The organism is Streptomyces sp. NBC_01267 (assembly GCF_036241575.1).
In the GTDB taxonomy this organism is placed as follows: domain Bacteria; phylum Actinomycetota; class Actinomycetes; order Streptomycetales; family Streptomycetaceae; genus Streptomyces.
Genome location: NZ_CP108455.1, coordinates 2060958 through 2073583 on the forward strand (window position 1 = coordinate 2060958; position 12626 = coordinate 2073583).

Below are 12626 nucleotides of genomic sequence, written 5' to 3' on the forward strand. Positions count from 1 at the left end.
GCGGCCTCGATCATTCACGTCGGCCAGGGACCCGGCGGGAGGCTGGCCGCTGCCGTGCTGAAGTGCGCCCGTACGAGTGGCGACGCGCGGAGCGGGCACGCGGTTCGCCGACTTCGACGACGAGGGCACGACGAGGGCACGACGAGGGCACGACGAGGGCCGGGCGGTCCCCCTGGTACGGGGGACCGCCCGGCCCGGCTGTGTCGTTACCGTGCGCGTGCTGTGTGGTTACCGGACGTCGTAGGCGCGGGTGATCGTCTGGCTGACCGCGTTCTTGTTCGAGTCCGTGAAGGTGGTCTTCAGCGTGACCTGCTTACCGGCGGCGCCGGTGTGGTCGAGGACGGCCGTCCACTTGCCGTTCTTCTGCTCGGTCGGCGCCTGGGTCCAGGTGGTGCCGCCGTCGTAGGAGTAGGACAGCGAGGCCGCGGTGATCGTGCCCGGGGTGTACCCGGCGTGGCCCTCGACCGACAGGCCGACCTTGATGCCGCTCTTCGCGGGCAGCGTGTTCATGCCGTCCACCGGCAGGTCGTAGTCCGGGAAGAGGATCGGCAGACCGCGGGAGTAGACGTCCGACTCCAGGTGGGAGCGGAAACTCCAGGTGGTGGTGACACCGGTGGAGCGCAGCCAGTTCCGGTCCGAGGACGGAATCTTTTCCAGGTTCTGAGTGAGCTCGTACGCGGAGTCCTCGGCCGGAACCGTGAACGCGTCGTACGGGTATTCGCTGGTGGCGATCTGCTCACCGTTGCGCTTCAGCACCAGGTTGCCGAGGTCGCCGAACCCCGCGCCGCCGGACCAGTGGTCACCGGAGGCGTCGAGCCAGAGCGCGCTCTGGAAGCCGATCTGCTCGCCCTGCCGTTCGGCGGCCAGCACCGGCTTGCCGTCCGTGTCGCGCGGCGCCGCCGGGCGCAGGAGACCGTGGTACCACTCCTCGGAGCGCCGGTCCCCGGCACGGTAGGTGCGGTTCTGATCGTTCATGAACGCGGCGAAGGGGAAGCTGGTCATCGCGCCGTGGGACCAGACGTCGTCGCCGGTCGTGTAGTAGGCGGTACGGGTACCGGGCACATGGACCGGGTTGAACACGCCCACCGCGATGGCGGTGCTCCTGTCCCAGACGGGAAGGACGTACAGCGCGTCGATGTAGTCGGCCTCCGCGCCGAGGGCGTTCCACTTCTCCGTGACCTGGGCCAGCTTGGAGTCCTTCACCTGGTACACGTGGTCGGACTGCAGCGGGCCCTGCGTCGGGAACGTGAGGTTGTAGACGTAGGACGAGCCGTTCTGGGAACCGGTCGCGCGCCAGGTGGGCCGGAACTCGAAGTAGCCCTTCTTCGCGCGCCCGTCGACGGAGGCGTAGAACTTCTGCACGGCGCTGCCGGCCGACAGCGATCCGCTCAGCTCCCAGGCGTTGTCCCAGGTGCGGGCGTAGCTGAGGCTGGTGGTGTTCAGCGTCGAGGGGCGGTCGGTGTGCACACTCAGCCGGTGGGCCTTGCGCGCGTCGAGGACGACGGTGGTGTCCCCGGTGATCCGCAGCTGCGGGCGCCCGAGGTAGCCGATGGACTGGGCCACCTTGTTCGCGTCGTAGGTGGCCACGAAGCTGGAGAGGGCGTAGTCGCCCGGACGCACGCTGTACGTCTGGTCGGTCGCGCCCTGGTTGGTGCGGCGCTCACCCTTGGCGGTGTCGAGGCTGACCAGGTCCAGGGAGGAAGCACCGTTCGCGGGCTGCCCGTTGCGGTCGATGACCTTGACCCGGAGGGTGACGGTTTCCGGCTGGACGTAGAGCGTGACCGGTACGGAGACGTGCACGTCGCTGCCGGTGGCCATGATCCGGCCGGTGACCGCGCCGTACTGGCCGGCCTGGAGGTGAGCAGTGGGGTTGATCCGCACCGGCACCTGGACGGTGGCGCCCGCGGGAACGGTCACCTTGCTCTGGTCCAGCTTGACGACGCCGGAGTTGACGTCGCTGCCGTCGTTGCCGTGCACGCCGCTGACCTTGAGGCCCAGGGTGAGGTCACCGGTGCTGGTGTTGGTGAAGGGCACCTGCACGGTGGTGCGGTCCGAGGCGTCCTGCGGCCAGTTGAAACTGCCGCCCTGGACGGCGGGCGCGGAGAGCACCTTCTGGTGCACCGCCGTGGCCACGTCGAGGACACCGGCGCCGGTCTGGTCGGCGCCCGCGATCTTGCCGCCGGTACGGGCGGAGGAGACCAGGGCCGCCTTGATCTGCTGCGCGGTCCAGTCCGGGTGGGCCTGGCGGACGATGGCCGCCGCGCCCGCGACGTGCGGGGTCGCCATCGAAGTACCGGACATCGTCTGGTACGCGTAGACGCCGCGTCCGCCCGCCTTGGCGGCCAGGATGTCGACGCCGGGGGCGGAGATCTCGGGCTTGAGGGTGTGGGTGACGGCCACCGGGCCGCGGCTGGAGAACGGCGCGGTGGTGTCGTCGTGGTCGACAGCGCCGACGGTCAGCACGCCGGGCGCGCAGCCGGGCGAGGAGACGGTCTCGGTGGCCGAGCCGGTGTTGCCGGCGGCGATGACGAACAGGGTGTGCGTGTTCTGTGAGAGCTGCTTCGCGGCCTCGGCCAGCGGGTCGGTGCAGTCGCCGATCGCGGGGTTGCCGAGGCTCATGGAGACGACGTCGGCCTTCTGGTCGACGGCCCACTGCATGCCCGCGATGATCCAGGAACTGTCACCGGAGCCGCTGTCGTTGAGGACCTTGCCGATGAGCAGGGAGGTCCCGGGGGCGACGCCCTTCTCGCGGCCGTCACTGGCCGCTCCGGAGCCGCCCACCGTGGAGGCGGTGTGGGTGCCGTGACCGTGCCGGTCGTCGGTGGTGCTGGAGTCCGTGAAGTTCTTGGACGCGGCGACCCGGTTCACCAGGTCCGGGTGCTGGGCGTCCACGCCCGTGTCCAGGACGGCGACCTTGGTGCCCTTGCCGTCGTAGCCCTCGGCCCAGGCCTCCGGCGCGTGCACCTGCTTGGTGGACTGGGCCAGCGTGGCCTTGACCTTGCTGTCCAGCCACAGCTTCTTCAGCGAGGAGCCGGAACGGGAGCGGTTGTCGGTGACGTCCTGCCAGAAGGTGGCGGCGGTGTCCTTGTCGGCCTTCAGCGCGACACCGTCCACGGCCGGGAGACTCAGACCCCGCTCGGCTCCACGGGGAGCCGCCGGTGCGCTGTCGGCAACGTTCACGCTGTTCCGGTAGGTGGCGATCAGCGGCAGCGTGTCGGAGTGGGTGTCGTCGTATCCCTGACGGATGAGCCCACTGACGTTGAACAGCTGCTCGTCGACCTTGCCCTCGGCGATCGCCCGGGAGGCGTCGTCCGGGTAGACGTAGAGGTCCTTGCCCCGCTGGTACGTCTGCACGATCGGCTGTACGCCGTCCTTGCGGGGCAGTACGGCTGCCGAGCTGTGGCCCGACGGGTCCGTGGTCACCAGTACCTTGTCGCCGGTGACGAGCGTGACGGTGACCTGCTTGCCGTCCTTTGCCGCGGCCCCGCTGCCGACGACAGGACGTTTGCCCGGGGAACCGCCGGGCGGTGTGTCCGCTGCCGCCCCGGACGGCGCGACGGCCGTGACTGCCAGGACCGCGGCGGTAGCCGCGCCCAAGGCAATTCGCGCTATCGGATACATGAATCTCCCTAATCGAAACCGTGAACGTGCCATGCTGCGGCTGCATCCTGGCAGGGATACGGATCACTCAGGGGTGCCCACGTGTGGCGGGTTCCCCACGTGGCGGCATTCCGCCAGCCGGTCACTTCCGGCGGTTCACCTGACCGGGCTCTCCCGGTCAGGTGGATGAACGTACTTCCAGCTGAGAGCGGGTGTACCCGCCCCGGGGACTACCGGACGGCCCGTGCCCCGGACGCGCCGGGGACGGGATCAGAGCCAGCCCATGCGCGCGGCGTGCCATCCGAGCTGGAGGCGCGATTCCACTCCCGCGAGGTCCATCAGCCGGCGCACCCGACGCTCCACGGTGCGTAGGGAGAGGCCGAGTTGGGACGCCGCACGCCGGTCGGAGATCCCGGCCAGCAGCATGGCGAGTACCTCCAACTCCTCCTCGGACGGCTGCTGTTCGGCGGCCGGCTCCTCGCCCAGGCCCGTGGGGGTGGTGTACAGCGGCCGGGCCTGAGCCCATTCCTTCTCGAAGAGATGCACCAGGGCCGTCAGCAGGCCGCTGCGGTGCACCACGATGGCGCTCGGCTCGCCTCCGGGATCCGTCATGTCCAGGGGCACCATGGCGCGTTCCCGGTCGGAGATGACCATCTTGAGCGGCAGCGAGTCGGCCACGCGCAGCTCGACGCCCCCCATGACGGCCTCCCGCACGTCCCGCACGGCCTCGTGGCCGTCGAAATAGTTCTTGGCGGCCACGACCCGGAAGTCGACGCCGCGGTCCAGAGCGGAACTCTCCGACGTGTCGGTGTCCTCGCGCGGCACCGCGATGGGCTCGCCGACGAGGAAGACGAACAGCTCCCGCTGGGCCCCGGACTGCAACTGGTGGAACCGGTGCGCGACCTGTTCCACGCCGACGACCACCTCCACGACACCGCCCGCCGTGTGTGCGGCGGTGTTGCGGTACTGCTCGGTCAGCTGCGCATACGCGGTCTCGGCCAGGTGCAGGGCGTTGCGCTGCTCGACGAGGAGGGGGGCCAGGGCCACCGAGGGCGGGGTGAGCCGGTAGCGGGCGGCCCCGGGACCGGCCTCGACGAGTTCGACCGGGCCGGGGATCCCCGTCCCGGTGGCGACGGCCACCAAGCCGCGCGCCGCGAGGCCGAGCAGGATCCGGTCGCTCTCGGCCTCGTCCAGTCCGGTCTGCTGGGCGAGGTCCTGCGCGGATGCCGCCGGGCGCGCCAACAGGGCCGTGTATATGGCCTCTTCGGGCGGGCCCAGTCCGAGCGCCTGCAGCATCCGGTTCCTCCTGGGGCGGCCACCGTGTCCGGCCCCGGCACAACTCACGTGCACCGAGCGGGTCTTTTCCGTCGAACCCTATCTCTCAACCGGAATACGTCGTTTTCCGCTTCGCCTGTCGGTACCGGTGGGTGGACATGTCCCGGGCGGGAGGCACGGAAGCCACTGATCCCTGAAGTCCGTGCCCCTGAGGAGCCCGTGCCTGAGGAGCCCGTGCCCCTGAAGCCCGGAAGGGGCCTCCGACACACGTCGGAGGCCCCTTCCGGGAAAACTTTCACAGATGGCGGCGGACGAGCCGGCCTGTACGCCGGGTTCTGTCGCCCGGTGACCTCGCGGTCGCCGGGGAGACGGCCATCCATCTAGGACCGGCATTGCTGCCGGCCTCCTGCGGTCTACCCGCGGACTCGGGCGAGCAGCCCTCGAACGTCCGCGCAGGATCGTCTTGCGACAACCCCTCTTGACCTTGCTCCAGGTGGGGTTTACCTAGCCGCCTGAGTCACCTCAGGCGCTGGTGGTCTCTTACACCACCGTTTCACCCTTACCGGGGGCCTTGCGGACCCCGGCGGTCTGTTTTCTGTGGCACTGTCCCGCGGGTCACCCCGGGTGGCCGTTAGCCACCACCTTGCCCTGTGGAGCCCGGACGTTCCTCGGGAGGATCCGGAGATCCCCACGCGGCCGTCCGGCCGACTCGTCCGCCGTACGGACATCGTAGCCGGTCGCGGCCCTGCCGGAGTCGGCCGGCTGCGGGCCGGGGCGGGACGGTGGTCCGGGCCGGTGCCGGGTGCCGCACCTTTACGCTGGCTGTTGCCGCTCACGTACGAAGGAGACCTGCCGTGCTCGTGCTCTTGCCGCCGTCCGAAGGAAAGGCCGCGAGCGGCTCCGGTGCCCCGCTGAAGCCGGAGTCGCTGTCGCTGCCGGGGCTGGCCGGGGCACGGGCCGCGGTGCTGGACGAACTGGTCGAGCTGTGCGCGGCGGACGAGGAGAAGGCGCGCGAGGTCCTCGGGCTGAGCGAGGGGCTGCGCGGCGAGGTCGTCAAGAACACGGGGCTGCGGACCGCGGGCGCGCGTCCCGCCGGTCAGATCTACACCGGCGTGCTCTACGACGCACTGGACCTCGGCTCCCTCGACGCGTCGGCCCGGCGGCGGGCCGCGACGTCCCTGCTGGTGTTCTCCGGGCTGTGGGGTGCGGTACGGATCGGCGACCGGATCCCCTCGTACCGCTGCTCGATGGGGGTGAAGCTGCCGGGCCTCGGGGCGCTCGGGACGCACTGGCGGGCGCCGATGGCTGCCGTCATGCCCGAGGTCGCGGGCGGTGGCCTGGTGCTCGATCTGCGGTCGGCCGCCTATGCGACGGCGTGGAAGCCGAAGGGTGAGGTCGCGGAGCGTACGGCTTCGGTGCGGGTGCTGCACGCGCCGACCCGGAAGGTCGTCAGTCACTTCAACAAGGCGACGAAGGGGCGGATGGTGCGCGATCTGCTGCTCGCGGGCGCCGCACCGGCCGACCCCGCCGCCCTCGTCGAGACCCTGCGGGAGCTGGGGTACGTGGTGGAGGCATCGGCTCCGGTGAAGGCCGGGAAGGCCTGGGAGCTGGATGTGCTGGTGACCGAGATCCACTGAGCCGCACCCACGTCCGTTGCGCAGGATGCAACGGGCGTTGCGCGTGACGTGTGTGCCGGGGCAGGATGCCGGTATGACTTCCGTGCTCGACCTTGCCCCCGTGGTCCCTGTCGTCGTGCTCGACGACGCAGCCGATGCCGTACCGCTGGCGCGGGCGCTGGTCGCGGGCGGGCTGCCCGCGATCGAGGTGACGCTGCGGACACCCGCCGCGCTGGACGCGATCCGGGCCATCGCCGCCGAGGTGCCGGACGCGGTGGTCGGCGCGGGCACCGTGATCTCCCCCGAGGGGGTCTCTCAGGCACTCGCCGCGGGGGCCCGGTTCCTGGTCAGCCCCGGCTGGTCGGACCGGCTGCTGGGCTCGATGACGGAGTCCGGTGTGCCGTTCCTGCCGGGCGTCTCCACGACCTCGGAGGTCGTGCAGCTGCTGGAGCGCGGGATCACCGAGATGAAGTTCTTCCCCGCGGAGGCGGCGGGCGGGACGCCCTACCTGAAGTCGCTCGGGGGGCCGCTGCCGCAGGCCCGGTTCTGCCCCACCGGCGGGATCTCGCTGACGTCCGCGCCGTCGTATCTGGCGCTGCCGAACGTGGGCTGCGTCGGCGGGACCTGGATGCTCCCGGCGGAAGCCGTCGCCACCCGGGACTGGGCGCGGGTGGAGTCACTGGCGCGGGGTGCGGCGGCGCTGCGCGTGGCGTGACGCGGGTCCGGTCGACCGGCGGCCGAAGCGCATTCCGCCCGAAGCGGGTTTCCGCTCAGCGCAGGTGTGACGTGTCGTTCAGCAGCCGTACGGACGCGTTGCCGTCCGCGTAGTACGCGACCGCCGACACCGAGGCCGCCGAGAGTTCCATCCGGAACAGCGACTCGGGCGGCGCTCCCAGCGCGAGCCGTACCAGTGTCTTGATCGGTGTGACATGCGTGACCAGCAGCGCCGTCGTCCCCCGGTGCCCGGCGATCAGCCGGTCGCGGGCGGACGCGACCCTGCGGGCCACTGTCGCGAAGCTCTCGCCGCCGCCGGTCGGGGCCGCCTTGGACGAGGCGAGCCAGGCGTCGAGGTCGGCGCGGTACCGCTCGCGCGCCTCGCCGAACGTCAGGCCCTCCCAGGCACCGAAGTCCGTCTCGCGCAGGCCCTCTTCGATCCGGACCGGCAGACCCAGCCGGTCCGCCACCGTCTGCGCCGTCTCGCGGCAGCGGCGCAGCGGTGACGACACGACCGCCTGGATCGTGCCGCGGGCAGCGAACGCCGCCGCGGCCCGTTCCGCCTGCTCGCGGCCGGTCGCGGACAGCTCGGGGTCCGTGCCGCCGCTGCCGGAGAACCGCTTCTCCGGGGTGAGCGCCGTCTCGCCGTGGCGCAGCAGTACGAAGGTCGCCGGGGCGCCCAGGTCGGCCGGGGCCGACCAGCCGACCGGCGGGGCGGCCGGGGCACCGGTCGCCTCAGGGGCGGACGGCGCGCCCAGGTCCGCCGTCGAGTCCGACGGCTCCCACTGCCTGCCGTCCCTGCCCGCGTCCATCGCCTCGTTGGCGAGCCGGTCCGCGTGCTTGTTCCGCTCGCGCGGGATCCACTCGTACGTCACCTGTGACCGGGGCAGCACGGTGGCGGCCTCCGCCGCCAGCGGCTTCATGTCCGGGTGCTTGATCTGCCAGCGCCCCGACATCTGCTCGACGACGAGTTTGGAGTCCATCCGGACCCGGACCCGAGCGGCGGGGTCCAGCGCCGCGGCGGCCCGGAGCCCGGCGATGAGGCCCCGGTACTCGGCCACGTTGTTCGTGGCGAAACCGATGAACTCCGCGGCCTCGGTCAGGGTCTCCCCGGTGGCCGGGTCGAGCACGACCGCGCCGTAGCCGGCGGGCCCCGGGTTGCCCCGGGAACCGCCGTCCGCCTCGACGACGAACTCCCGCATCAGATGCCCGAGTCGGCCGTACGCACCAGGATGCGGTGGCAGTTCTCGCACCGCAGCACCGAGTCGGCGGGAGCCGCCTTCACCTCGTTGACCTCGGTGATGTTGAGCTCCAGACGGCAGCCCTCGCAGCGGCGCTGGTAGAGACGGGCCGCGCCGACGCCGCCCTGCTGCACCCGCAGCTTCTCGTACAGCTTCATCAGGTCGGCGGGGACCGAGGCGGCCACCACCTCGCGCTCCTTGGTGAGGGTGGCGACCTCGCGGTCGATCTCCCCGGCGGCGGCGTCGCGGCGCGCGGTGGCGTCGGCGACCTTGCCCTCGACGGACCCGACCCGCTCGGTGAGTTCGGTGGCGCGCTCCTGCGCGGACTCCCGGCGCTCCATCACTTCGAGGACGACGTCCTCCAGGTCACCCTGGCGCTTGGCGAGCGAGGTGATCTCGCGCTGGAGGTTCTCCAGGTCCTTGGGCGAGCTGACCGCACCGGAGTCGAGCCGCTGCTGGTCGCGCGCCGAGCGCTGGCGGACCTGGTCGACGTCCTGCTCGGCCTTGGTCTGCTCGCGGGCGGTGTCGCTCTCCTCCGTCCGCACGGCGACGAGCAGGTCGCGGAGCTGGGTGAGGTCCTTGGTCAGGGAGTCGATCTCGGCGTGCTCGGGAAGCGACTTGCGCTTGTGCGCGAGCTGCGACAGCCGTACGTCGAGGGACTGGACGTCGAGGAGTCGGATCTGGTCGGCGTGCGCGGCGTTCAGTTGGGGGCTCCAGAAGGATCGGTTGCGGTGGACGCCGCGTGGGCGGTCCAGGGGTCTGTGACCGTACGGGAGACGTGGGTACGCAGACCCCATCCGTTCCGGTCGGAAATCGCGTCGAGCTGCGCCGCGGCCTGCGTGCACCAGGGCCACTCGGTGGCCCAGTGCGCCGCGTCGAGCAGCCCGAGCGGCGACTGCTGCACCGCCTCGGACACCGGGTGGTGGCGCAGGTCGGCGGTGAGGAAGGCATCGACGCCACTGGCGCGTACCTGGTCGAAGAGGCTGTCGCCGGAGCCGCCGCTGACCGCGACGGTGTGGACGAGGGCGTCGGGGTCGCCCGCGACGCGGATGCCCTGCGCGGTGGCGGGGAGCCGTGCGGCGGCCCGTGCGGCGAACTCCCGCAGGGTCACCGGGTGGTCGAGCTCACACACCCGGCCGAGGCCCCGCCGCCCGTGCGGGTCGGCCGGGTCGGGTACGAGGGGGCCCACGACCCGCAGGTCCAGCGCCCCGGCGAGCGCGTCGGAGACCCCGGGGTCGGCGGTGTCGGCGTTGGTGTGTGCGACGTGCAGGGCGATGCCGTGCCGGATCAGGGTGTGCACGACACGGCCCTTGAAGGTGTCGGCAGCGACCGTCGTCGTCCCGCGCAGATAGAGCGGGTGGTGGGTGACGATCAGCTGGGCACCGAGCGCCACCGCCTCGTCGGCGATCTCCTGGACGGGGTCGACGGCGAAGAGGACCCGGTCGACACCTTCGGGGGCCTGCGGATCGCCGCACACCGTACCGACGGCGTCCCAGGATTCGGCCCGCTCGGGAGGCCAGAGGGCGTCGAGTGCGGCGATGACTTCAGACAGACGGGGCACGGCTACAGGTTACCTGCGCTCCGTGCCCCGGCTGCCGGTCGGGCCTGGTCGGTGAACCAGCCGGCCTCACTTGACCAGCCGGTGTCACTTGACCAGCCGGTGTTACTTGACGAGCCGGTGTTACTTGACGAGGTAGTGCTGGAGGTCGTCGAGGACCTTGTCGGCCGCGGTCACGCCCAGACCCAGGTACCAGGTCTCGTCGGGAACGTTCTTCGCCTGCCCGTCCTTGACCGCCTTGAGGTTCTTCCAGAGCGGGTTGGACTGGACGGTGTCGCGCTTGGTGGCCTTGGGGTCGCCGTACACGCCGGTGAAGATCCAGTCGGCGTCCGCGGAGTCGATCTTCTCGGGGCTGATCTCCACGGCGAGGTCGTTCACCTGCTGGCTCTTGGGCCGCGGCAGTCCGGCGTCCTGGAGGATCGTGCCGATGAAGGACTGCTGCGCGTAGAGGCGGATCCGGTCCGGCATGTACCGGACCATCGAGATGGTCGGCTTGTGCGGGCCGACGTCGGCGCCGAGCTGCTTGGCGCGCTTCTCGTACGAGCCGAGTTCGGCCTTGGCCTGGGCGGTCCGGTCGAGCGCCGCCGCGTTCAGCAGGTAGTTCTGCTTCCAGGTGAAGCCCGGACGGATGGAGAAGACGGTCGGCGCGATCTTCTTGAGTGCGTCGTACTTGTCCGCCGCGCGCAGCTGGCTGCCGAGGATCAGGTCCGGGTGGAGGTTGGCGATGGCCTCCAGGTTGAGGTTGTTGATCGTGCCGACGTTCTTCGGGTTCCCGGCGTTCTTCTTGAGGTAGCTGGGAATGCCCTCGCTGCCCTCGGTGGGCGCGTAGCCGACCGGCTTGATGCCGAGGGAGACGACGTTGTCCAGCTCGCCGACGTCGAGGACGACGACCCGCTGGGGCTTCGCCTTGAGCACGGTCTTGCCCATGGCCTGGGTGATGGTGCGCGGGAACTGGCCGGGCTTGGCGTCCGTACCGAACGCGGCGGTCTTCTTCGCGGCGTCCCCGAAGTCCTTGCCCCCGGTCGCGACGTCCTTCTTGGCCGCCGAGTTGGCCTTGTCGGAGCTCGCGGCGCCGTCCCCGCTGTCACTGCTTCCGCAGGCGGCGAGGGTGAGCGCGCCGGTGAGCGCGAGGGCGGCGACAGCTGCGCTGCGGCGACGTACGGACATGGCAAAGCTCCTGACAAGGGTTACTTAGGTGTGCCTAACCTTAACCACCCCTCTCCCGCCGAGCACACCCACCCCCTCCTTCTCAGCCGAACCCCGCGGTGGCCACCCTTACGAGGGACTTCGTCCGACCCGGCTGGTTCGGCAGGACGTACGAAAACTAGCTTCGGTGTCCGGAGGTGACCGAACGATGACAGCCCCGGCCACGACAACCGCGACGATGACCGCGACGCAGCCCCACACGACCGCCACGACCCTCGCGAACACCGCGGACGGTCTCGACGCGGTACGGCGGACGGACTTCACCCTTGCCCACGACGGGTCCTACGCCGCCCGGCTGGCCCGCCGCAGCGGGGACGCCTGGTTCCCCGAGCGCTGGACGCTGGACGGACCCGAGCCGTACGCGGTGGAACTGCCCGGCCACCAGCCCGAGGAGCCGGACTCCGACGTGCTGCCGCTGGCCGACGGGCGGGTGCTGATCCGCCGGTTCATCGAGGGGCGGCACACCTTCTCCCTGCTCTATCCGACCGGTCCGGGCACCGGCGAGGTGCCCCTGGGGGGCGTCGAGTGCGAGCGGCTGACCCTGCTGCCGCCCGCGCCGGGCAGCGCCTGCGCCTACGCCCTGGCGCCGGGCGAGCACGCGACCACGGTCTGGCTGGTGGCGGGCGGGGCCTTCGGGCCCGAGTACGTCACGGAGGTGCCGGGGCGCTGCACCGGCGGGGTGTGGCTGGACCGTACGGGCCGGATGCTGGCCCTGGACCGGGAGACGGACGGGGTCACCAAGGCGGTGGCGGTCGACCTGGAACGGGGCGGCGAAGTCACCCCGCTGCTCCAGATCACCGACGACAGCGACGACCGCCTGCTGCTGGCCGACGCGGACAGCGGCCTGCTGCTCGTACGGTCGAACGCGCCCGGGTACGACCGGCTGGGCTGGGGCGTCCTGGGGAGCCGGCGGCCGGTGCGCTTCCCGGAGTGTCTGCGGCTGGACGACGCGGTGGTCTCGCCGTTCGCCGTGCAGCCGGGGCAGGTGCTGATGCCGGAGACCTGCGGGGTCGCGCTGCGGATCGACGGCGCGGCGGGCAGCTGGCTGGGGGTGTGGCGGCCCGCGGCCCGGCGGCTGCTGCAACGGGCCGCTCCCGAAGGGTGGTTGGCGGGGGCCGGGCTGTGGACCGCGGAAGGGGTGCTCAGGCTGCCGTGCTCCACGGGCCCGGTACCGGTCTCAGTGGTGGACATCGCGCCGCTCGGCGAGGTGCCCTGCGACCTCTCCATCGAGCTGTCCATGGGGGTGGGCACAGAACCCGCACAAGTGGAAGTCCCTGGTCAGGAACCGTGCGGCCCCCCTGACACTCCTGTTGTGTGCAAGCCCGTACCGTTGCAGCAGGCGCCTCTCAACGGGCGCCCGCAGGCTGGTTAGAATCTCGGGCCTGCCCACACGAGCAGCGCTGCAGTAACTGAAGT

9 protein-coding genes and 1 other RNA gene are annotated in these 12626 nt (G+C 71.3%); 3 read left to right on the forward strand and 7 right to left on the reverse strand.

Going from position 1 to position 12626, the window contains the following annotated elements; all coding sequences use genetic code 11:
• Positions 1-228: 228 nt before the first annotated feature.
• From OG709_RS09460 to rnpB, 3 genes are all read right to left on the reverse strand, one after another.
• Positions 229-3621, reverse strand: coding sequence for a S8 family peptidase (locus OG709_RS09460; protein WP_266643421.1), 3393 nt, complete (start codon positions 3619-3621; stop codon positions 229-231).
• A gap of 249 nt (positions 3622-3870) precedes the next feature.
• Entirely contained in the window at positions 3871-4896 is a 1026-nt protein-coding gene (locus OG709_RS09465; protein WP_326694999.1) for a helix-turn-helix transcriptional regulator, read from the reverse strand.
• A gap of 287 nt (positions 4897-5183) precedes the next feature.
• An RNA gene (rnpB, locus tag OG709_RS09470) (RNase P RNA component class A) lies at positions 5184-5587 on the reverse strand.
• A 142-nt stretch (positions 5588-5729) separates the two neighbouring features.
• Here rnpB and yaaA point away from each other — a divergent pair.
• Both yaaA and eda read left to right on the forward strand, forming a co-directional pair.
• Entirely contained in the window at positions 5730-6512 is a 783-nt protein-coding gene (gene yaaA / locus OG709_RS09475; RefSeq protein WP_326694998.1) for a peroxide stress protein YaaA, read from the forward strand.
• A gap of 73 nt (positions 6513-6585) precedes the next feature.
• A complete protein-coding gene (gene eda / locus OG709_RS09480) occupies positions 6586-7206 on the forward strand; it encodes a bifunctional 4-hydroxy-2-oxoglutarate aldolase/2-dehydro-3-deoxy-phosphogluconate aldolase (RefSeq protein ID WP_266643415.1) in 621 nt (206 codons plus the stop codon).
• A gap of 55 nt (positions 7207-7261) precedes the next feature.
• On the opposite strand, the gene OG709_RS09485 is transcribed toward eda, so the two are convergent.
• The 4 genes from OG709_RS09485 to OG709_RS09500 all read right to left on the reverse strand — a co-directional run bounded on the left by OG709_RS09485 (position 7262) and on the right by OG709_RS09500 (position 11171).
• Positions 7262-8407, reverse strand: coding sequence for a bifunctional RNase H/acid phosphatase (locus OG709_RS09485; protein ID WP_442815378.1), 1146 nt, complete (start codon positions 8405-8407; stop codon positions 7262-7264).
• On the reverse strand, positions 8407-9150 hold the full coding sequence (locus tag OG709_RS09490) for a zinc ribbon domain-containing protein (RefSeq protein WP_250304625.1): 744 nt from the start codon (positions 9148-9150) through the stop codon (positions 8407-8409). The genes OG709_RS09485 and OG709_RS09490 overlap by 1 nt, the downstream gene beginning before the upstream one ends.
• Positions 9147-10007 carry a Nif3-like dinuclear metal center hexameric protein gene (locus OG709_RS09495; protein ID WP_266643412.1) on the reverse strand — a complete coding sequence of 287 codons (861 nt, stop codon included), beginning with the start codon at positions 10005-10007 and terminating at the stop codon, positions 9147-9149. Before OG709_RS09495 ends, OG709_RS09490 begins: the two co-directional genes overlap by 4 nt.
• Positions 10008-10127: 120 nt before the next feature.
• Positions 10128-11171 carry an ABC transporter substrate-binding protein gene (locus tag OG709_RS09500; protein WP_250304346.1) on the reverse strand — a complete coding sequence of 348 codons (1044 nt, stop codon included), beginning with the start codon at positions 11169-11171 and terminating at the stop codon, positions 10128-10130.
• Between the two features lie 187 nt (positions 11172-11358).
• On the opposite strand from OG709_RS09500, the gene OG709_RS09505 reads away from it, so the two are divergent.
• Positions 11359-12582, forward strand: a complete 1224-nt coding sequence (locus tag OG709_RS09505; protein ID WP_250304344.1) for a hypothetical protein — start codon at positions 11359-11361, stop codon at positions 12580-12582.
• Positions 12583-12626 lie beyond the last annotated feature (44 nt).

Excerpts from the sequence above, each read along its gene's own strand:
- OG709_RS09500 (WP_250304346.1), bottom strand. The coding sequence starts at position 11,171 with ATGTCCGTACGTCGCCGCAGCGCAGCTGTCGCCGCCCTCGCGCTCACC.
- eda (WP_266643415.1), top strand. The coding sequence starts at position 6,586 with ATGACTTCCGTGCTCGACCTTGCCCCCGTGGTCCCTGTCGTCGTGCTC.
- OG709_RS09460 (WP_266643421.1), bottom strand. The coding sequence starts at position 3,621 with ATGTATCCGATAGCGCGAATTGCCTTGGGCGCGGCTACCGCCGCGGTC.
- OG709_RS09465 (WP_326694999.1), bottom strand. The coding sequence starts at position 4,896 with ATGCTGCAGGCGCTCGGACTGGGCCCGCCCGAAGAGGCCATATACACG.
- OG709_RS09485 (WP_442815378.1), bottom strand. The coding sequence starts at position 8,407 with ATGCGGGAGTTCGTCGTCGAGGCGGACGGCGGTTCCCGGGGCAACCCG.
- OG709_RS09505 (WP_250304344.1), top strand. The coding sequence starts at position 11,359 with ATGACAGCCCCGGCCACGACAACCGCGACGATGACCGCGACGCAGCCC.